At 70.4% G+C, this 19283-nt stretch carries 18 protein-coding genes and 1 riboswitch; of the genes, 15 read left to right on the top strand and 3 right to left on the bottom strand.

The window, feature by feature from the left end; genetic code table 11:
• From ACIRPT_RS40875 to ACIRPT_RS40865, 3 genes are all read left to right on the top strand, one after another.
• Positions 1-471: cbb3-type cytochrome c oxidase subunit I (locus tag ACIRPT_RS40875; protein WP_403836961.1), on the top strand; the 471-nt coding region annotated here is incomplete at its 5' end.
• Positions 468-866: a cytochrome c oxidase subunit 4 gene (locus tag ACIRPT_RS40870; RefSeq protein WP_128506350.1), complete on the top strand. Its 399-nt coding sequence runs from the start codon at positions 468-470 to the stop codon at positions 864-866. The genes ACIRPT_RS40875 and ACIRPT_RS40870, both read left to right, overlap by 4 nt.
• Positions 867-1047: 181 nt before the next feature.
• Positions 1048-2328 carry an Ig-like domain-containing protein gene (locus ACIRPT_RS40865; protein WP_403836958.1) on the top strand — a complete coding sequence of 427 codons (1281 nt, stop codon included), beginning with the start codon at positions 1048-1050 and terminating at the stop codon, positions 2326-2328.
• Between the two features lie 44 nt (positions 2329-2372).
• On the opposite strand, the gene ACIRPT_RS40860 is transcribed toward ACIRPT_RS40865, so the two are convergent.
• Positions 2373-2774 (bottom strand): hypothetical protein, encoded by a 402-nt coding sequence (locus tag ACIRPT_RS40860; RefSeq protein ID WP_403506888.1) that lies wholly within the window; start codon positions 2772-2774, stop codon positions 2373-2375.
• Positions 2775-3082: 308 nt separating this feature from the next.
• On the opposite strand from ACIRPT_RS40860, the gene ACIRPT_RS40855 reads away from it, so the two are divergent.
• The 6 genes from ACIRPT_RS40855 (at position 3083) to ACIRPT_RS40830 (ending at position 10262) form a co-directional block, all read left to right on the top strand.
• Entirely contained in the window at positions 3083-3703 is a 621-nt protein-coding gene (locus ACIRPT_RS40855; RefSeq protein WP_403506889.1) for a heme-copper oxidase subunit III, read from the top strand.
• 89 nt (positions 3704-3792) lie between these two features.
• The gene (locus ACIRPT_RS40850; protein ID WP_403506891.1) at positions 3793-4602 is read left to right on the top strand and encodes a c-type cytochrome; all 810 of its coding nucleotides are present in this window, start codon (positions 3793-3795) and stop codon (positions 4600-4602) included.
• Complete coding sequence (locus tag ACIRPT_RS40845; RefSeq protein WP_403836955.1) at positions 4599-5660, top strand: Rieske 2Fe-2S domain-containing protein; 1062 nt, start codon at positions 4599-4601, stop codon at positions 5658-5660. The genes ACIRPT_RS40850 and ACIRPT_RS40845 overlap by 4 nt, the downstream gene beginning before the upstream one ends.
• Complete coding sequence (locus tag ACIRPT_RS40840) at positions 5657-7294, top strand: cytochrome bc complex cytochrome b subunit (RefSeq protein WP_403836953.1); 1638 nt, start codon at positions 5657-5659, stop codon at positions 7292-7294. Before ACIRPT_RS40845 ends, ACIRPT_RS40840 begins: the two co-directional genes overlap by 4 nt.
• Positions 7295-7429: 135 nt before the next feature.
• A complete protein-coding gene (gene trpD, locus ACIRPT_RS40835) occupies positions 7430-8494 on the top strand; it encodes an anthranilate phosphoribosyltransferase (protein ID WP_403836951.1) in 1065 nt (354 codons plus the stop codon).
• 91 nt (positions 8495-8585) lie between these two features.
• Positions 8586-8703, top strand: a riboswitch (SAM riboswitch).
• 170 nt (positions 8704-8873) lie between these two features.
• Entirely contained in the window at positions 8874-10262 is a 1389-nt protein-coding gene (locus ACIRPT_RS40830; RefSeq protein WP_403836949.1) for an aminotransferase class V-fold PLP-dependent enzyme, read from the top strand.
• Between the two features lie 534 nt (positions 10263-10796).
• Here the strand turns inward: ACIRPT_RS40830 and ACIRPT_RS40825 are convergent.
• Both ACIRPT_RS40825 and ACIRPT_RS40820 read right to left on the bottom strand, forming a co-directional pair.
• The gene (locus ACIRPT_RS40825; RefSeq protein WP_400067444.1) at positions 10797-11078 is read right to left on the bottom strand and encodes an Lrp/AsnC family transcriptional regulator; all 282 of its coding nucleotides are present in this window, start codon (positions 11076-11078) and stop codon (positions 10797-10799) included.
• Positions 11075-11755, bottom strand: coding sequence for a rhomboid family intramembrane serine protease (locus tag ACIRPT_RS40820; RefSeq protein ID WP_403507458.1), 681 nt, complete (start codon positions 11753-11755; stop codon positions 11075-11077). The genes ACIRPT_RS40825 and ACIRPT_RS40820 overlap by 4 nt, the downstream gene beginning before the upstream one ends.
• Positions 11756-12057: 302 nt before the next feature.
• Here ACIRPT_RS40820 and ACIRPT_RS40815 point away from each other — a divergent pair, with 302 nt between their 5' ends.
• The 6 genes from ACIRPT_RS40815 (at position 12058) to ACIRPT_RS40790 (ending at position 19143) form a co-directional block, all read left to right on the top strand.
• Positions 12058-12297 carry a hypothetical protein gene (locus ACIRPT_RS40815; RefSeq protein ID WP_403507460.1) on the top strand — a complete coding sequence of 80 codons (240 nt, stop codon included), beginning with the start codon at positions 12058-12060 and terminating at the stop codon, positions 12295-12297.
• An 18-nt stretch (positions 12298-12315) separates the two neighbouring features.
• Positions 12316-13689: an NYN domain-containing protein gene (locus tag ACIRPT_RS40810; RefSeq protein ID WP_403506901.1), complete on the top strand. Its 1374-nt coding sequence runs from the start codon at positions 12316-12318 to the stop codon at positions 13687-13689.
• A 316-nt stretch (positions 13690-14005) separates the two neighbouring features.
• Entirely contained in the window at positions 14006-15031 is a 1026-nt protein-coding gene (locus ACIRPT_RS40805; protein ID WP_403836947.1) for an NlpC/P60 family protein, read from the top strand.
• Positions 15032-15361: 330 nt separating this feature from the next.
• The gene (locus tag ACIRPT_RS40800) at positions 15362-16426 is read left to right on the top strand and encodes an NlpC/P60 family protein (protein WP_403836945.1); all 1065 of its coding nucleotides are present in this window, start codon (positions 15362-15364) and stop codon (positions 16424-16426) included.
• A 73-nt stretch (positions 16427-16499) separates the two neighbouring features.
• Positions 16500-17891 (top strand): hypothetical protein, encoded by a 1392-nt coding sequence (locus tag ACIRPT_RS40795; protein ID WP_403836943.1) that lies wholly within the window; start codon positions 16500-16502, stop codon positions 17889-17891.
• Positions 17892-18000: 109 nt separating this feature from the next.
• Entirely contained in the window at positions 18001-19143 is a 1143-nt protein-coding gene (locus ACIRPT_RS40790) for a glycosyltransferase family 4 protein (protein ID WP_403506908.1), read from the top strand.
• Positions 19144-19283 lie beyond the last annotated feature (140 nt).

Raw genomic sequence — 19283 nt, 5'->3', positions numbered from 1 at the left:
TTCACCGGCAAGATGCTCGACGAGCGCCTCGGCAAGATCACGTTCTGGACGCTGTTCATCGGCTTCCACGGCACCTTCCTCGTCCAGCACTGGCTGGGCGCCGAGGGCATGCCGCGCCGGTACGCCGACTACCTGAACGCCGACGGCTTCACGACGCTGAACACCATCTCGACGATCAGTTCATTCCTGCTGGGCCTGTCGATCCTGCCGTTCTTCTACAACGTCTGGAAGACCGCCAAGTACGGCAAGAAGGTCGAGGTCGACGACCCGTGGGGCTACGGCCGCTCGCTGGAGTGGGCGACCTCCTGCCCGCCGCCGCGGCACAACTTCCTCACCCTGCCGCGTATTCGCTCCGAATCCCCGGCGTTCGACCTGCACCACCCGGAGATCGCGGCCCTCGACGCGCTGCACAACGGTCACGGCTCTGCGGATGACAAGTCCCTCGCCGGCGGCAAGGAGGCGGGCAAGTGAAGATCCAGGGCAAGATGTTCATCTGGCTCTCCGTCTTCGTCCTCGCCATGGCGATCGTCTATGGCGTCTGGTCGAAGGAGCCGGCGGGCACCACCGCGCTGTTCCTCGCCTTCGGACTGTGCATCATGGTCGGCTACTACCTGGCCTTCACGGCCCGGCGGGTCGACGCGGGTGCACAGGACAACGAGAACGCCGAGGTCTCGGACGACGCCGGTGAGCTGGGCTTCTTCAGCCCGCACAGCTGGCAGCCGCTGTCCCTGGCCGTCGGTGGTGCGCTTGCCTTCATGGGCGTCGTCTTCGGCTGGTGGCTGCTCTACTTCTCGCTCCCGGTGATCCTCGTCGGCCTGTTCGGCTGGGTCTTCGAGTACTACCGCGGCGAGAACCGCACCCAGTAAGACATGCAGTAACGACGGCCGCGCGCCGTACGGGCGGGCCCGGACACCTCATCAGGTGTCCGGGCCCGCTGTCGTTTCCGGCGTGTCGGCTTGCCGTCCCGGCGTGTCGCGGCGCCTGGACCGCACCCCATTTGCAGTCATCCAGCGCGCCGAAAGAGGTGATTCTTCATATTTTTGGGGTATGAGCAATAGACCTCGAACCCGGACGGTGCTGCGCTGCGGCCTCCTGATAGTGCCCCTGGCGGTGAGCGCCGCTGCCTGCGGGGACTCGTCGTCACAGCCGCTCTCCGCCAAGCCCTACGACGCGGCCGACCAGATCTCGGCCAACACCCCGGACGGCAAGCAGAAAGCGGATCCCGACAAGCCGCTTGAGGTCTCCGTCAAGGGTGCCGAGGCGCGGATCACCGACGTGACCGCCACCGACTCCTCCGGCCGCTACATCCGCGGCGAACTGAGCGCCGACGGCAGGCGCTGGAAAACCACCGTGCCACTGGCCGCCGGCACGCGCTACACGGTCCGGGTCAGCACCGAGGACCGCAAGGGCGCCCCGGGCCGCAAGACCCTCGTCGTCGACACCACCGACAACACCAGCAGCGACCGGCTCGGCGTCACCTTCGGCCCCGACACCGGCGAATACGGTGTCGGCCAGCCCATCACCGCCGTACTCAGCAAGGAAATCAGCGACCCCAAACAGCGGGCCGTCGTCGAAAGCGCGCTGAAGGTGGACTCCTCCCCGCGCGTCGAGGGCTCCTGGCACTGGGTGGACGGCAAAACGCTGCACTTCCGCCCCAGGGAGTACTGGCCCGCCCACGCGACCATCTCCGTCCACAGCAACCTGGACGGCCTCAAGATCACCCACAAGCTCTACGGGGGCCCCGCGGAGCCCGTGAAACTCACCACCGGCGACGCCGTGGAGGCCATCACCGACGCCGCGGCACACCACATGACGGTGCTGCGCAACGGTGAGGAAATCAACACCATCCCCGTCACCACCGGCAAGCCCGGCTTCTCCACCCGCAACGGCGTCAAGGTCGTCCTCGGCAAGGAGAGCTTCGTACGGATGCGCTCCTCCACCGTCGGCATCGCCGCCGGGAGTTCGGACTCCTACGACCTGCCGGTCTACTGGGCCACCCGGGTGACCTTGAGCGGCGAATACGTGCACGCCGCCCCCTGGTCCGTCGGCTCGCAGGGCGCCGCCAACGTCAGCCACGGCTGCACGGGCATGTCCACCGCCAACGCCCAGTGGTTCTTCAACCACGTCCGCGTCGGCGACATCGTCGAGGTCGTCAACAGCGGCGGCGACACCATGACGCCGTTCGACAACGGCTTCGGCGACTGGAACATGCCGTGGAAGGAATGGCGGGACGGCAGCGCGCTGAAGAACAAGGCCTCCAGCACCACAGGAGCTGCCGAGCGCGAGCAGAATTCCTCCGCCGACGCCCGGCTGCGCCCGCAGCTCTGAAGGCCTCTCAGCAGCCGCTCAGGCCGCTCTCCGGGGTCGCGGGCTCAGGCCTGCACGAGCAGCCGGCGGCGCAGCAGCGAGGCGAGGGAGTCCGCGAACGCCACCGGGTCGATCGGATGGGTCACGGCGGCGTCCGCGCGGCTCCAGGTCGCCAGCCACGCATCCTGCGGGCGGCCGATGAGCAGCAGCACCGGCGGGCAGTTGAAGATCTCGTCCTTGATCTGCCGGCAGACGCCCATCCCGCCCGCGGGCGCGGTCTCGCCGTCCAGCACGCAGACGTCGATCCCGCCCTGCTCCAGGGCCTCCAGCACGGCCGGGGCGGTGGCGCACTCCAGGATCTCGACCTGCGGGGCATCGGCGGCGGGGCGCCGGCCGGCCGCCAGCCTGACCTGCTCGCGGGTGTTGGCGTTGTCGCTGTAGACCAGCACCGTGGCAGTCGCCTGCATCGTTCCTCCACGCTTTGTAGCGGCTCAGTTAGCGGCACAGCTCGAGCGGGGCTCCGCCGGCTGGCGCCGGGAGGTGCCCCACCGCGGAGGCTACTCCCGCACCGGGCCGCCGCAGGAGGGTTCGTACGGATCCAAGATCTGCCCGACGCGCCGTCAGGACCGGTCCGGGCGCGCCCCCGCGGCCGCCGGGGGAGTCCTGGCTTCCCCCCTTTGGGCGACCGCCGCGGAGGTCCCCGCGAGCAGGCAATACGGCCTTGACACACCGAACGGCACCCCCCGGAGTGAGGGCGGGATAAGCGACCGACATAATGTCGGTCGTGGCGACAGCAACGACAGTAGAAACCGGGCACGCGCACCCGACGGTCAATCGGCCGAACCTCACCAGCGTCGGAACCATCATCTGGCTGAGTTCCGAGCTGATGTTCTTCGCGGCCCTCTTCGCGATGTACTTCACCCTTCGATCGGTGACCGGTTCGGAGTATTGGAAGGAATCGGCCTCCGCGCTGAATCTTCCGTTCTCCGGAACGAACACCGCGATCCTGGTGCTCAGCTCACTGACGTGTCAGCTCGGCGTTTTCGCCGCCGAGCGCGGCGACGTCAAGAAGCTGCGGTCCTGGTTCGCGGTCACCTTCGTCATGGGTGCGATCTTTATCGGCGGTCAGGTCTTCGAGTACACCGAACTGGTCAAGCACGAGGGCCTCTCGCTCTCGTCCGGCCCGTACGGCTCGGTCTTCTACCTGACCACCGGTTTCCACGGACTGCATGTGACGGGCGGACTCATCGCCTTCCTGCTGGTCCTGGGCAGGACGTACGCGGCCAAGAGGTTCACCCACACGCAGGCCACCGCGGCCATCGTTGTGTCCTACTACTGGCACTTCGTCGATGTCGTCTGGATCGGCCTCTTCGCCACGATCTACCTGATCCGGTAACCGGTACGCATCCGGTCGGAACCGGTTACGCATTTCAGACAGACATAGCCAAAGCATCGACGCAGAAGATCCTGACACCGGGGTAATCCGTGAAAAAGCTCTCCGCACGACGGCGCCATCCACTGGCGGCGCTCGTCGTCCTACTCTTCGCGCTGGCGGTCACTGGGGGGCTGTACGCCGCGTTCGCGCCGGCGGACAAGGCTCAGGCCGATGACACCGCCCAGTCCCTTGCCATCAAGGAGGGCAAGAAGCTCTTCGCCGTCGGCTGCGCAAGCTGCCACGGCACCGGCGGTCAGGGCACCTCCGACGGCCCGAGCCTGGTCGGAGTCGGCGCCGCAGCCGTCGACTTCCAGGTCGGCACCGGCCGCATGCCCGCCCAGCAGCCCGGCGCCCAGGTGCCGCGGAAGCGGAACATCTACACCAACGCCCAGATCGACCAGCTCGCGGCCTACGTCGCGTCGCTGGGTGCCGGTCCGGTCGTGCCCGACAAGGAGCAGTACAGCCCCGACGGCGCCGACATCGGCAAGGGCGGCGAGCTGTTCCGCACGAACTGCGCGCAGTGCCACAACTTCACCGGTAAGGGCGGCGCCCTCACCAACGGCAAGTTCGCACCGACGCTCGAGGGCGTGGACCCGAAGCACATCTACGAGGCCATGGAAACCGGCCCGCAGAACATGCCCTCCTTCGGCGACGGCTCGCTGTCGAAGGAAAACAAGAAGGACATCGTCGCGTACCTCGGCGCCGTCAACGGCGATGAGTCCGAGAGCCCCGGCGGCCTGGACCTCGGCGGTCTCGGTCCGGTCAGTGAGGGTCTCTTCGGCTACATCTTCGGCCTGGGCGCGCTGGTAGCGGTCGCCATCTGGGTCGCAGCCCGGACTACGAAGGCCAAGAAGTCATGAGTGAGACTGGACGACACGAAGACGTGCCAGAAGAAAACCTTCCCGAGCGGGAGACGGTGCACGAGGGCGCGGTGGCGCCGGCGGAGGACCCGTTCGCCGACCCCGGCCTGCCGGCGCACGAGCACCGCATCCAGGACATCGACGAGAAGGCCGCCCGGCGCTCCGAGCACATGGTGGCGCTGCTGTTCCTGGTGTCGATGCTGGCCACGGTCGGCTTCATCGCCTCGTACGTGGCCATCCCGATCGACAAGATCGTCTACATCTGGCCGATCGGCCACATCAGCGGCCTGAACTTCGCGCTGGGTCTCACGCTCGGCGTCGCGCTCTTCTGCATCGGCGCCGGCGCGGTCCACTGGGCCCGCACGCTGATGTCGGACGTGGAGGTCGCCGACGACCGGCACCCGATCGAGGCCACTCCCGAGGTCAAGGCCAAGGTCCTGGCGGACTTCGCCGAGGGCGCCAAGGAGTCGCAGTTCGGCCGGCGCAAGCTGATCCGCAACACGATGTTCGGCGCGATGGCCCTGGTGCCGCTCTCCGGCGTCGTCCTGCTGCGCGACCTCGGTCCGCTGCCCGGGACGAAGCTGCGCACGACGAACTGGAAGAAGGGCGTCCGCCTCGTCAACCAGTCCACCAACCTTCCGCTGCGTCCCGAGGACATCGCGGTCGGCTCCCTGACCTTCGCCAAGCCCGAGGGCCTGGAGGAGGACAGCGAGGACTTCAACGAGAAGATCGCCAAGGACGCGCTGATGCTCGTGCGGATCAAGCCGCAGGACATCAAGGACAAGCACGAGCTGTCCTGGTCGCACGAGGGCATCGTCGCCTACTCGAAGATCTGCACCCACGTGGGCTGCCCGATCAGCCTGTACGAGCAGCAGACGCACCACGTGCTGTGCCCCTGCCACCAGTCGACGTTCGACCTCTCTGACGGTGGCAAGGTGATCTTCGGCCCGGCCGGACACGCCCTGCCGCAGCTGCACATCACGGAGAAGGACGGCTTCCTGGAGGCCGCGAGCGGCTTCGGTGAGCCCGTCGGCCCGAGCTTCTGGGAGCGCGGATGAGTAACGAAAAAGGCGCGACCAACCCGCGCCGCGGCCAGGCGCCGCGGGGCGAGCGGATCGCCGACTGGGCGGACGGCCGGCTGGGCATCTACAGCCTCGCCAAGTCCAACATGCGCAAGATCTTCCCGGACCACTGGTCCTTCATGCTGGGTGAGGTCGCGCTCTACAGCTTCATCATCATCATCCTGACCGGTGTCTATCTGACGCTGTTCTTCCACCCGAGCATGGCCGAGGTGACCTATCACGGTTCCTATGTGCCCATGCAGGGAATCCGGATGACCCAGGCCTTCGAGTCGACGCTGGACATCAGCTTCGACGTCCGCGGTGGCCTGCTCATCCGCCAGATCCACCACTGGGCGGCGCTGGTCTTCCTCGCCGCGATGATGGTGCACATGATGCGGGTGTTCTTCACCGGCGCCTTCCGCAAGCCGCGCGAGGTCAACTGGCTGTTCGGCTTCCTGCTGTTCGTGCTGGGCATGTTCACCGGCTTCACCGGCTACTCGCTCCCCGACGACCTGCTCTCCGGCACCGGCGTGCGGTTCATCGAGGGCGTCATCCTGGCGATGCCGCTGGTCGGCTCGTACCTGCAGATGTTCATCTTCGGCGGCGAGTTCCCCGGCCACGACATCATCGCGCGGTTCTACACCGTGCACGTGCTGCTGCTGCCCGGCATCATGCTCGGCCTGCTGGTGGCGCACCTGATCCTGGTCTTCTACCACAAGCACACGCAGTTCCCGGGTGCCGGCAAGACCAACAACAACGTCGTCGGCATGCCGCTGCTGCCGGTCTACATGGCCAAGGCCGGAGGCTTCTTCTTCCTGGTCTTCGGTGTGATCTCGGTGATCGCCGCGGTCGCCAGCATCAACCCCGTCTGGGCCATAGGGCCGTACCGGCCGGACCAGGTCTCCACTGGTGCGCAGCCGGACTGGTACATGGGCTTCGCCGAGGGCCTGGTGCGTGTCATGCCGGGCTGGGAGTGGAACTTCTGGGGCCACACCGTCAACTTCGGTGTGCTGATCCCGATCGTGATCTTCCCGCTGGTCCTGGTCGCCATCGCGGTCTACCCGTTCGTCGAGTCCTGGGTACGCGGCGACAAGCGCGAGCACCACATCCTGGACCGCCCGCGCAACGTCCCCACCCGCACCGGCTTCGGTGTGGCCTGGCTCGTCGCGTACTTCGTGATGCTGATCGGCGGCGGCAACGACCTGTGGGCGACGCACTTCCACCTGTCGCTCAACTCCCTCACCTGGTTCGTCCGGATCGGCTTCTTCGTCCTTCCGGTGCTGGCCTTCATCGCCACCAAGCGGATCTGCATGGGTCTGCAGCGGCGCGACAAGGACAAGGTGCTGCACGGCCGCGAGTCGGGCATCATCAAGCGCCTGCCGCACGGTGAGTTCATCGAGGTCCACGAGCCGCTCGGCCAGGAGCAGCTGCACGTGCTCACCCAGCACGAGCAGCCCGAGCCGCTCGAGCTCGGCCCGGAGGTCGACGAGAACGGCGTCCGCCGCAAGATCCCCCGGTCGCAGAAGCTGCGCGCCAAGCTCTCCAAGAGCTACTACGGCGAGGACAACGTCATCCCCAAGCCGACGATAGAGGAGTACAAGGAGATCACCAGCGGCCACGGCCACCACTGATCACCACAGCGCCGTGAGGCGCAGGTAGTACGCCACCCAGAGGGCCCCGTCCGAGCACCGGACGGGGCCCTCCGGCGTGTCCCGGGGGTCGATAGGGTGAGGTCACAAGCAGTGGACAGACCAGGAGCGTGGACCATGAACGTTGTGACCCCGGTTGGCGGCGACAGCGTGGCGGCCCACACCTGGCCGGGCATCCTCAACGCCCTGCTGGACGGCCGCGACCTCGCCGCCGACGACACCGCCTGGGTGATGGACAAGATCATGCGGGGCGAGGCCGGCGACGCCCAGATCGCCGGGTTCGCGGTCGCGCTGCGGGCCAAGGGCGAAACCGTCGCCGAGATCTCCGGACTCGTGCGCACCATGTACGCGCACGCCCGCCTGATCGAGGTTCCCGGCCCCAGCGTGGACATCGTCGGCACCGGCGGCGACGGCGCCAAGACCGTCAACATCTCCACGATGTCCTCGATCGTGGTGGCCGGCACCGGCGCCAAGGTCGTCAAGCACGGCAGCCGCGCCGCCTCCTCGGCCAGCGGCGCCTCCGACGTCCTGGAGAAGCTCGGCGTCAATCTGGACCTCACCCCCCGGCGGGTCACCGAGGTCGCCGAGGAAGCGGGCATCACCTTCTGCTTCGCGGTGAAGTTCCACCCCGCGCTGCGCCATGTCGCCAACGCCCGGGGCCAGCTCGGCATCCGTACGACCTTCAATGTGCTGGGCCCGCTGACCAACCCCGCCAAGGTCCGCGCCCAGGCGACCGGCGTCGCGGACGCCCGGATGGCGCCGATCATGGCCGGGGTGCTGGCCGAGCGCGGCTCGTCGGCGCTGGTGTTCCGCGGCGACGACGGCCTGGACGAGCTGACCACCACCGCCACCTCCCGGGTGTGGATCGTCCGGGACGGCGCGGTGCGCGAGGAGCCCTTCGACCCCCGGGACGTCGGCATCGACATCGTCCCGGTCGAGGCGCTGCGCGGCGCGGACGCCTCGTACAACGCCGATGTGGCCCGCCGGCTGCTCGACGGCGAGCGGGGCCCGGTGCGCGACGCGGTGCTGCTGAACGCCGCCGCGGCTCTGGTGGCCCTGGAGCCGTCCGACGAGCCCCTGGCGGAGCAGATCCGCGCCGGAATCGACAGGGCCGCCGCCGCCATCGACTCGGGGGAGGCCAAGCGGGTGCTGGAGCGCTGGGTGGCGGCCAGCAACAGATGAGCGGCCGGTGACCGTCGGTGTGACGCAAGGCCCTGTCCGTTATCCGGACCGGGCCTTGCGCCTTTTTGCGGCTGTGGCATGATTCTCGGCAGGTCACGAGTGACAGCGACATAGGCCCCGGCCCGCTGTCCGGCAACCCTCCGTCCGTGGCGGGGTGCCCCGGGTGATGACCAGGCCGCAGGCAGCGAGGTCTGCGGCAAGCGCGGATCCCTCGCCAGGGATCCTGGTCCTCGAGGGAGCCCCTTCCGTGATGAAGCGAATGCGATAGGGCCGTCGGCCCCTTTCCCGCACCCCTTTTCCTTTCCCACCGCGGCGCTGTGCCGTGCGCTGTGACGCACCCGCCCGCGGTGAATTCGCTTACCTCTCACGGGAGTTCGCCATGTCTGTTTCCGCCGTTGCCGCCGACCGTTCTGTTTGTGCCCCACTGCCGGTTCTGGGCAGGGATGTCACCGTGCCGCTCGTGACCGGCGGCGAGGTCGACTACGCCGCACTGGACTACGCCGCCAGCGCCCCGGCCCTGCAGCGGGTCTGGGACGACGTGGCCGCCTACGCCCCGTACTACGGCAGCGTGCACCGCGGCGCCGGATACCTCTCGCAGCTGTCCACCGACCTCTTCGAGAACAGCCGCAGGACCATCTCCGACTTCCTCGGCTGCCGCGCCGACGACCAGGTCGTCTTCACCCGCTCGACGACCGACTCCCTCAACCTCCTCGCCGCCGTACTCCCGCAGAACACCCGGGTGTTCGTCTTCGAGACCGAGCACCACGCCTCGCTGCTGCCGTGGGAACAGCGCGCGGACACCCCCGTGACGTACCTGAACGCGCCGCGGACGCCGCAACAGGCGGTGGACACCCTGGAGAAGGCGCTCGCCGAGCGCGAGCCCTACGGCCCCGCTCTGGTGTGCGTCACCGGCGCCTCGAACGTCACCGGTGAACTGTGGCCGGTGCGGGAACTGGCCGCCGCCGCGCACGCCCACGGCGCCCGGATCGTCCTCGACGCCGCGCAGCTGGCCCCGCACCACCCCGTCGACATCGCCGAGCTGAACGTCGACTGGGCCGCCTTCTCCGGGCACAAGCTGTACGCGCCGTTCGGCGCCGGCGTGCTGGCCGGCCGCGCCGACTGGCTGCAGGACGCGGAGCCGTACCTGGCGGGCGGCGGCGCCAGCCGCAAGGTCTCGCGGCGCACGGACGGCGGCGTGGACGTCGAATGGCACACCACCGCCGCCCGGCACGAGGCCGGTTCGCCGAACGTCATCGGCGCCTACTCCATCGCCTCCGCCTGCCAGGCGCTGACCGAGGCCGGTTTCGACGGACTGGTCGCCCGGGAGCAGTCACTGATCGCCCGCGTCCGGGCGGGCCTGGCCGAGGTCCCCGAGGTCAAGGTCCTCTCCCTCTTCGGCGACGACGCCCCGCGGGTGGGCGTCATCTCCTTCGTCGTCGAGGGCTGGAACAGCTCGCACTTCGCGGCCGCCCTCTCGGCCGAGTACGGCATCGGGGTGCGCGACGGCCTGTTCTGCGCGCACCCCCTCGTCCGCACCCTGCTGGGCAGCGACCCGCAGGACCCGGGCGAGTGCGGCGCCCCGGAGGCGGCCCCCGGCGAACGCTCCCTGAACGCCATCCGGGTCAGCTTCGGCGCGGGCACGCCCGACGAACACATCGACCGCTTCCTCCACGCCATCAAGGAACTAGTCGCGAACGGCGCCCGCTGGAACTACCACACGGAGGACGGCCGTTGCGTTCCCGCGCCGGCCGCGCGTAGCGCGGTGTAAATCCCCATGTTGTCGGCTGTCCCGCCGTGGGTGGTTTCTCGCCGTTGCTCCCCCACTGCCTTAAGGGCGTGGGAGGTGCCCCCAGCGGCGGGCGTGGTGTTGTCGGGTGCGGTGACGGCCCTACACGGCTCCGCCGCTACGGTCCGTCCCCTCCGGTGGGTGGGGGGAAGGAGGCCGATGGGGGCCCACGTTGGGTTGTCCCTTTCCCATGATGGGTCGACAGGGAGCGGCTGACCGTCTACGTACGCTCCCACTGGTTTTCTCCCACCCCAACGGGGAGGGGGCGGGCCGCAGGACGGAGTCCGGAGGTCCGGTCCCGCAGCCGAACAGCCCCGCGCAAGCGGCACCAGCCCGCCGCTGGGGGCACCTCCCACGCCCTTAAGGCAGTGGGGGAGCAACGGCGGCAAACCCCCACGGCGGGGCAGCCGAACACATCGGCCCAGGCAAAGCGCAGCGGACCGGCCCGCCGCAGGCGCCACGGCGAGCCCCCCACGGCGGGACAGCCAAAAACAACGGCGCAGGCCAAGCGCAGCGCTACGCGTCGAGGCCGATAGCAAACGCCGCCTCAAGGTCATGCTGCGAGTACGTGCGGAACGCAATGTGCGTCTCGGTGGAGGCGACGCCCGGCACCTTGCTGATGCGGCCGGGGATGACATCGGCGAGGTCGTCGTGGGCGGCGACCCGGACCATCGCGATCAGGTCGTGGGCGCCGGTGACGGAGTAGACCTCGCTGACGCCCTCCAGGGCGGCGATCTTCTCGGCGATCTCCGGGATCCGGTCCACGCTGGTCTTGATGAGCACGATCGACGTGATCACGGCTGGCTCTCTCCCTCGGTCGCCGGTTCGTTCCCCCTGGTGGCCCCCACACTATCCCTCCTGTAGCGGGCCCATGCGTACAGAAAGCCCAGGGCGAAGCCGACGACATGGGCGAGGTAGGCGACGCCGGGGCCGTTGGGGTCCTCCTGCGCGGCCTGCCACTGGAGCGCGAACCAGAACAGCAGCACGATCCAGGCGGGGAAGCGCAGGGGGAGGAAGAAGAGGAAGGGGAAGACGCTGGTGACCCGGGCCTTGGGGAAGAGGTAGAGGAAGGCGCCCAGGACGCCGGAGATCGAGCCCGAGGCGCCCACCAGGGTCTGGGGGGAGGCGGCGTGCGCGGCGGCGTAGCCGAGCAGGGCCAGATAGCCGGTGACGATGTAGAAGGCGGTGAACGGCACCCGCCCCATCCGGGTTTCGGTCATGCCGCCGAAGACGTACAGGAACAGCATGTTGCCGAGCAGATGGAGCCAGCTGCCGTGCACGAACAGTGCGGTCAGCGGGGTGATCAGCGCGCGGAGGGAGCCGCTCCACAGGTCGAGCGGAATCACTCCCCAGCGTTCGAAATAGGCGGTCTGGGCCCGTAGCAGGGCGTCGGCGTCGCCATATACGTGGTTCAGGCCCGAGGCGGGGCCGATCACGAAGATCACGCAGCACAGCCCGATCAGCACATTCGTCATCCGGGAGAAGACCGTTGCCAGGGAGCGGGCGGGGTGCGGTGGCCGGGGGAACCACGAAGGACGCGAAGAACGCGAGAAGGGGGACGGCGCCGTCATGAAGTGATCATGGCGTAATAGGGGCATTCAGGGCAGAGCGCCTCGCCGCGTCCCGCCTCCTGGGCACGGCCCGCGCCGGTCCCCTGTCAGGCCGTAGGGTTGCAGTCAGTACCTTGCGTATTTTCCGCAGTCCGACGGCGCACCGCGTGAACCCGCACATCAGCACGAGACCGACGAGCATGACGAGTACGAAAGAGGACAACACGATGGGTGTTCCCCTGCCGACGGCCGAAACCCGGTGGCGCTGCACGCTCTGCGGCAACCTCACCCGTTTCGATGTGACCCGCCGGTCCAAGGTCGTGGAGTACGTCCACCTGGACCTTGCCGGGGAGCCGAAGGTGGAGGAGCGCGAGGTTCTCAGTGAGAGCATCGAGTCCGTGCGCTGCCGCTGGTGCAATGCGGTCGACCAGATCGAGCTGGTGGACCGGCCGGGCGCGAGCGCCTGAGATCGGAGCGATCAAGCCGTGGTGGAGCGTCCGGAAAGGGAGCAGGGGGCGGCGCGGGCCGACGCATCCGAGGATGCCGTCGACGAAGTGCTCGACCGTCCGCTGCCCGAGGGCGTACGGCGCCGTGTCGTGGCGCTCACCGCGGAGTCGTTCGGCGCGTTGACGGTCTCCGAACTCCCGCCCCCCTTGCGGCAGTACGCCCGTTTCACCCCGACCCGCCGGGCCAAGTTCGCCGGGAACGCCATGGCCGCGGCGCTGGAGAGCGACGCGGTCTTCCGGCAGCGGATCGCGGGCAAGCTGCGCGAGGCCCAGCCGGAGCTGGCCGCGGCGCTGGAGGACGGCACACCGCCCGCGGCCGCCGATCCGCTGGATGTCGCGGCGGCGGCGTATGTGCTGCGCCCCGAGGGCTGGGTCAAGCTGGTCGCGGCGGCCGGCGAGGAGGCGCAGCGGGTACGCGCCGAACGGGCCGGCGAGGAGACCGAACGGGAGCTGGCCCGGCTGCGCGAGGAGCTGGCGCAGGCGCGCGGCGAGGCCCGCGGCGACGTCGACCGGGCCCGGGCCGACCTGGAAGCGGCCCGCAAGGAGAACGAGTCGCTGCACCGCAAGCTGCGCAGCGCGCTGAGCGACGTCAAGCGGCGCGAGGCGGCGGTGCGCAAGGCCGAGGCCGCGCTGGAGGCCGCGCGGTCCCAGGCCGCGACCGACAAGACCCTGGCGGACAGCGAGCTGCGCCGGCTCAAGGCCCGCGTCACCGAGGTCGAGACGGCGCTGGAGACCAGCCGGCGGGCCGCCCGCGAGGGCCGCAGCGTCGAGGACATGCGGCTGCGGCTGCTGCTGGACACGGTGCTGGACGCCGCCCAGGGGCTGCGCCGCGAACTGGCCCTGCCGCCCGCCAGCGTCCACCCGGCGGACACCATCGAGGCGGTCGCCCCCGGCAAGATGACGCCCCGGGACATCGCGACCCGGGCGCTGTCGGAGATGGATCCGGCGCTGCTCGACCAGCTACTGGCGCTGCCGCAGGCGCATTTGGTGGTGGATGGCTACAACGTCACCAAAACCGGCTATCCCACCATGCCTCTGGACAAACAGCGGCTGCGGCTGCTGGGCGGGCTGGCGGTGCTGGCCGCGCAGACCGGCGCGGAGATGACCTGTGTCTTCGACGGCGCGGAGCTGGCGGCGCCGGTGCTGCTCGCGCCGCCGCGCGGCGTGCGGGTCCTGTTCAGCAAACCGGGCGTAACGGCCGATGAGTTGATTCGTCAGCTCGTACGGGCCGAACCGCCCGGCCGCCCGGTCGTCGTGGTCTCCACGGACCGGGAAGTGGCCGACGGCGTCGCCAAGGCGGGCGCCCGGCCCGTCGCATCGGCCCTGCTGCTGAAGCGACTTGCCCGGACCTGACGGTTTTGCGGCACCGGCACCATCCCGCCGGGAAAATCGCTTGCGTTCCCCCGCGTTCCGTATCGCAGCGTCAAATGACGCTCACTGCCCGTGTGATGTTGGTAAAGGATGGGGCTGGTGAAGCAGTTTTTTCCCTGGGGGATTTGAAGGGATCACAACTCGGTTACTAAGGTCGGGCCTCGAACCTTCATACAGGTGATTATCCAACCGGGATGGTCAGTGGAGGTACCGCCGAGTCCGCGGCGTTCACGCGGAGCCGGGGTTTCACCCCCCCCACTTCCCGGTAGGCGGCTGGAGGAAGAAGGAGCTCGCCCCCGTGGCGTCCCACCGTCGACCCAAGCAGCCGAGCCGTACTCGCGTGACCGTGCTCACCGCGACCGCCGCCGCGGCCGTCGCCCTTTCGTCCCAGGCCGCCCAGGCCGCCCCGAACCCGTCCAAGAAGGACGTCAAGGCTCAGGTCGACAAGCTCTACGAGCAGGCGGAGCAGGCCACCGAGAAGTACAACGGTGCCAAGGAAGACCAGGCGAAGCTCCAGAAGGAGGTGGACCGCCTCCAGGACAAGGTCGCCCGCGGCCAGGAGGAGCTCAACCAGCTCCGCAAGGGCCTGGGTGCCGTCGCCTCCGGCCAGTACCGCAGCGGCAGCATCGACCCCTCCGTCCAGCTCTTCCTCTCCGGCGACCCGGACTCCTATCTGGACAAGGCCTCCACCCTCGACCAGCTCAGCGGCCACCAGGCCGAGCAGCTGAAGACCATCGCGGACAAGCAGCGGCTCCTCGCCCAGGAGCGCGCCGAGGCCGCGGGCAAGATCAAGGACCTCAGCGAGACCCGCAAGGCGCTCGGTGAGAAGAAGGACGAGATCAAGGGCAAGCTCGCCAAGGCGCAGGAACTCCTGAACACCATGACCGCCAAGGAGAAGGCGGCCATGGAGGCGGAGCAGGCGCGCGCCAACCGCGACAACAGCCGGGCCAACCTCGGCGACGACGTGCCCGCCTCGCAGCGCGGCGCGGCAGCCCTGGCCGCCGCCCAGTCCAAGATCGGCTCGCCCTATGTCTGGGGCGCCACCGGCCCCTCCTCGTTCGACTGCTCGGGCCTGACCTCCTGGGCGTACCAGCAGGCCGGCCAGTCGCTGCCGCGCACCTCGCAGGAGCAGGCCAACGCCGGCACCCGGCTCGGCTCGGAGAGCCAGCTCAAGCCCGGCGACCTGGTGCTCTTCTACAACGACCTGCACCACATCGGCCTCTACGCGGGCAACGGCACCGTGCTGCACGCCCCGAAGCCGGGCGCCGCGGTGCGCTACGAGTCGATCAACAACATGCCGTTCGCGTTCGGCGTCCGGGTCTGACCGTCCCGGCACACGGGTCGGAAAAGCCTCACAACCGTCTCAACCTGCCGCCCGAACGGGCGAATTGCGGCCCTCGCCGCTGACCTGCCGCCCCGCCGGTGACCTGCACAGTCACCGGCGGGGCGGCCTTTTGCGTGCGGAAATCCGGGCGGCGCAGTCTTTGGCCGCCACCGACCGGCGCGGCTACTGTCCTGGCTCGCGGCCGCCGGTCACCGCCCTCCCGGGCGACAGCGGCTCCCCCCGAGCTCTCGGCTCCTCCCGAGCAGGGGACCCCCATGAGCAGGGGTCCCCATGAGCATGGGGACCCCACACGGAAGGAGTGCGGCAGACGTGGTCTCCCATCGCCGTGCGTCACAGCCAGGTCCCGTCACCCGCACCGGTGTCACCGTCGCCTCGGCGGCCCTGGCAACCGCGGCCGCCGCGCTGTCCGGCCCGCCGGCCGCGGCCGACCCCACGGAAAGCCCCGCGGCGAGCCGGGAAGCGGTCGGCGCACGGGTCGACAAGCTCTACGCGGAGGCCGAGCGGGCCACCGAGAAGTTCAACGGCGCCAGCGAGCTGACCCGACGGCTGCGGGACGAGGTCGCGACCCTTCAGGACCGCACCGCCCGCGCCCAGGAGCGGGTCAACCGGATGTGCAACCGGCTGGGCGCGATGGCCGCCGCCCAGTACCGGGCCGGCGGCATCGATCCCACCCTCCGGCTGATGCTCTCCGAACGCCCCGACAGCTACCTGGAGAAGGCCTCCGCGCTCGACCGGCTCGACCGCAGCCAGGCCGGCGAGCTGCGCGAGCTGAAGGCCGCGCAGCGGTCCCTGGACCAGCAGCGCCGGGCGACCGCCGCGAAGCTGGCGGACCTGGAGGCCGGACGCCGGGCCGTCGCCCTGCGCAAGAAGGACGTCCAGCACAAGCTGGCCGCCGCCCAGCGCCTGCTGAACGCGCTCCCGAAGGTGGCCAGGGCGGCCTACGTCCGGGCCTCGCGCGGCGACGGGCGCGAGGGAATGCTCCCCGGCCTCCCCGGCCTCTCCGACCTCTCCGGCGGCGCTGCGGCCTCCGGCCGGGCCGCCGCGGCGGTCGCCGCCGCCCGCGCCGCCGTCGGCTCCCCGTACGCCTGGGGAAGCACCGGCCCCTCGGCCTTCGACTGCTCGGGACTCACCCAATGGGCCTATGCGCAGGCCGGAGTCTTCATCCCGCGCACGTCACAGGCCCAGAGCGGCGCCGGCCGCCAGGTGCCGCTGGCCCAGGCGGAACCCGGCGACCTGGTCATCTACCGCTCGGATGCCAGCCACGTCGGCATGTACGTCGGAAACGGCCAGGTCGTTCATGCGCCCTATCCCGGCGCGCGGGTCCGCTACGACCCGGTCGGCGTGCTGCCGGTCTCCTCCGTCACCAGGCCCTGAGACGGCCGGGAAAGCCCCTCTCCCGCCCGCCCAGCGTTTTTGCCCCGCCCCCGTCGCACATACGATCAGCGGCATGTCACGTCAGCGGGCGGGACGGCGGTGGCCGTCGCGAGCCGGGGCGGCGGCCGGTGCCGTCCCGCTCCTCGCGCTGCTCGTCCCGGTCACCGGCTGCGCGCCCCAGGCCCCGCCGCGGGACCGCTACCCGGACGTCCAGCGGATGCTCGACAGCCGCTCGCGGGCCGTCCGCGACGGGGACACCGCCGCCTTGCTGTCCACCGTCGACCCGCACGCCGGCGGCTACCGCGCCCGCCAGCGCCGGATGATCGCCAACCTCGCGGCGGTACCGCTCACCGACTGGCACTACGACCTCGTCGCCACCGACGCCTTCCCGCTCCCGATGGGCGGCCCCGGCGCCCGGATCGCGGCCAAGGTGCGGCTCAGCTACCGCCTCAAGGGCTATGACACCGCGCCCGTCACCTCCCTCCAGTACCTCACGCTGACCCGGCACGCCGGCCGCTGGCGGATCTCCTCGGACTCCGACGGCGCCCCCTCCGGAAAGCCCGGCACCCGCCAGCTGTGGGACCAGGGCCCGGTACGGCTGGTCCGCGGCTGGCACAGCCTGGTGCTCGGCGGCGCCGCGACCCCGGACCGGCTGCGCGATCTGGCGGACCGGGTCGACGAGGCGGTGCCCGCCGTCTCCGACGCCTGGAAGGGCGGCTGGTCGGGAAAGGTGGTCGTGGAGGCCCCGGACACCGTCGATCAGATGGCACAGCTGCTGGGCGACGGCGATGCCGCCGGGTACGCCGGGATCGCCGCCGTCACCACCGGCGAGGCGGGCGCCTCGGCCACCGCGCCCGCGGACCGGGTGATCGTCAACCCGGAGGCGTACGAGGAACTCAACGACCTCGGCCGCGCGGTCGTGCTCACCCACGAAACCACCCATGTCGCCACCCGTACGGTCACCACCTCGGCCACCCCGCTGTGGCTCTCCGAGGGCTTCGCCGACTGGGTCGCCTACCGCCGGATACGCCGCGAGGCGGCCAGCACCGCCCCCGAACTCTCCCGTGCGGTGGCCCAGGGCGCGGCCCCCGACCGCCTCCCCACCGACGAGGACTTCGGCTTCCAGGCCGGCGCGGACCGCCTGGCGAAGGCGTACGAGGGCGGCTGGCTGGCCTGCCGGATGATCGCCGACAAGTGGGGCGAGGCCAAGCTGATCGCCTTCTACCGGGCGGCGGGCCGCAGCGGCGCGGAGAACGCCGCCGGTCGCGTACGCGGCCCGATGGAGGCCGTGCAGGCCACGCACCACCCCCGGCCGCACCGCTCACCCGGCTCCGCCCCCGCCCGCACCCGGCGCCTGCCCGGCCGCGCCGAACTGCTGGATCGCGCCATGCGCACTCAACTGGGCGTGGGGCTCGCGGAGTTCACCCGGGAGTGGCAGGAATACCTGGAGGGGCAGCTGCGGTGAGGGGAGCGGCGGCGGCCGCCGCAGGCAAGCCGGGCGGCCCGCCGCCGGCCGGCGACCCGGTACTGTCGGCCGGGACCGGCCCCCTTGGAACCCCTGTCGGAAGATCACCGTGCACAAGACCCTGATCGTCACCAACGACTTCCCGCCCCGGCCCGGCGGCATCCAGGCCTTCCTGCACAGCATGGCGCTGCGCCTGGACCCCTCCCAGGTCGTCGTCTACGCCTCGACGTGGAAGCGCACCAAGGAAGGTCTCGCGGCCACCGCCGCCTTCGACGCAGAGCAGCCGTTCACGGTGGTCCGCGACCGTACGACGATGCTGCTGCCCACCCCCCGGGTGACCCGCCGCGCCACCGCCCTGCTGCGCGAACACGGCTGCTCCTCCGTCTGGTTCGGCGCGGCCGCGCCCCTCGGCCTGATGGCACCCGCGCTCCGCGCCGCCGGCGCCCGCCGCATCGTGGCGACCACCCACGGCCATGAGGCGGGCTGGGCCCAGCTCCCCGCCGCCCGGCAGCTGCTCCGGCGCATCGGCGAGGGCACCGACACCCTCACCTACCTCGGCGAATACACCCGCTCCCGGATCGCCGACGCCCTGACCCCCGAGGCGGCCGCCCGGATGGTCCAACTCCCGCCCGGCGTCGACGAGAAGACCTTCCACCCCGCCTCCGGCGGCGACGCCGTACGGGCCCGCCTCGGCCTCGCCGACCGCCCGGTCGTCGTGTGCGTCTCGCGCCTGGTCCCCCGCAAGGGCCAGGACACGCTCATCGAGGCCATGCCCGCCGTCCTCGCCGCGGTCCCGGACGCGGTCCTGCTGATCGTCGGCGGCGGCCCGTACGAGAAGGAACTGCACGCCCTCGCCCTGCGCAAAGGGGTCGCCGACTCCGTACGCTTCACCGGCGCCGTCCCCTGGGAGGAACTCCCCGCCCACTTCGGCGCCGGCGACGTCTTCGCCATGCCCTGCCGCACCCGCCGCGGCGGCCTGGACGTCGAAGGCCTCGGCATCGTCTACCTGGAGGCCTCCGCCACCGGCCTCCCCGTCGTGGCCGGCGACTCCGGCGGCGCCCCCGACGCCGTCCTCGACGGCGAGACCGGCTGGGTGGTCCCCGGCGGCTCCCCCACCCCCACGGCCGAGCGCCTCATCACCCTCCTGAACGACCCGGACCTACGCCACGAGATGGGCACCCGAGGCCGCGCCTGGATCGAGGAGAAGTGGCGCTGGGACCTGCTCGCGGGGCGCTTGAAGCAGTTGCTTTAGACCCGTCCGCCGGTCCGCTGCGCTTTGCCTGGGCCGTGCGTTGTTGTCTGCGGCGCCGTTGCGGTTGTTCGCCGTTGCGCCTGCGGCGGGCGTGGGTTTGTCGGGTGCGGTGACGGCCCTACACGGCTTCGCCGCTACGG

This window comes from Streptomyces sp. NPDC101227 (assembly GCF_044767545.1).
Taxonomy (GTDB): domain Bacteria; phylum Actinomycetota; class Actinomycetes; order Streptomycetales; family Streptomycetaceae; genus Streptomyces.
The sequence above is the reverse complement of the archived record's forward strand: the minus strand, read 5'-3'. Positions and strand labels throughout refer to the sequence as shown.